This is a genomic window from Corynebacterium sp. TAE3-ERU30 (assembly GCF_019209925.1).
GTDB lineage: Bacteria > Actinomycetota > Actinomycetes > Mycobacteriales > Mycobacteriaceae > Corynebacterium > Corynebacterium megadyptis.
Genome location: NZ_JAHUTO010000008.1, coordinates 1 through 1,187, shown reverse-complemented (window position 1 = coordinate 1,187; position 1,187 = coordinate 1). Strand labels below are relative to the sequence as shown.

Genomic DNA, 1,187 nt, shown 5'->3' with positions numbered 1-1,187 from the left:
CTTTTGTGTGTTGTTGGGTAGGGGAGCGTCGTGCATGCGGTGAAGCCGTGGCGGAAGCTTATGGTGGAGTGTGTGCGAGTGAGAATGCAGGCATGAGTAGCGAATGCAAGGTGAGAATCCTTGCCGCCGGATGATCAAGGGTTCCTGGGTCAAGCTCGTCTTCCCAGGGTGAGTCGGGTCCTAAGGCGAGGCCGACAGGCGTAGTCGATGGCAAACGGGTTGATATTCCCGTACCCGGTTATATGCGACCAATGATGATGCAGTGATACTAACCACCCAGAATCACCTCTAACACGCCCTTTGGGTGTGTGGTGTGTGAGGATGCGTGGGGCCTGATCTGTCGTAGTCAAGTGATGGAGTGACACAGAGTGGTAGCCACGCCAACCGTTGGTTGTGTTGGTGTAAGCGTGTAGTCCGTGTTCTAGGTAAATCCGGGGCACATTGAAGGGCGAGGCGTGATGCGTACCCACTGAGTGGGGATGGTGGTGATCCTGTGCTGTCGAGAAAAGCTTCTAGCGATGTATATGGCCGGCCCGTACCCCAAACCGACACAGGTGATCGAGTAGAGAATACTAAGGCGAGCGGGTGAACTGTAGTTAAGGAACTCGGCAAAATACCCCCGTAACTTCGGGAGAAGGGGGACCCTACATGGTGTATAGCTGTGTGGTGGTCGCAGAGTCTAGAGGGAAGCGACTGTTTACTAAAAACATAGGTCTGTGCGAAAACGTGGAAGTTGATGTATACGGACTGACGCCTGCCCGGTGCTGGAAGGTTAAGAGGACCTGTTAGACCCTTTGTGGGTCGAAGCGGAGAATTTAAGCCCCAGTAAACGGCGGTGGTAACTATAACCATCCTAAGGTAGCGAAATTCCTTGTCGGGTAAGTTCCGACCTGCACGAATGGCGTAACGACTTCCCTGCTGTCTCAACTACAGGCCCGGTGAAATTGCAGTACGAGTAAAGATGCTCGTTACGCGCGGCAGGACGAAAAGACCCCGGGACCTTCACTACAACTTGGTATTGGTGTTCGGGTCGGTTTGTGTAGCATAGGTGGGAGACGTGGAAGCATTAACGCTAGTTGGTGTGGAGTCGCACGGTGAAATACCACTCTGACCGATTCGGATATCTCAACCTTGGCCCATGATCTGGGTTGGGGACAGTGCCTGGTGGGTAGTTTAACTGGGGCGGT

At 53.7% G+C, this 1,187-nt stretch carries 1 rRNA gene; it reads left to right on the top strand.

Annotated features, from left to right (window positions below):
- Window positions 1-1,187: ribosomal RNA gene (locus KR227_RS10680) — 23S ribosomal RNA — on the top strand; the annotation flags it as partial.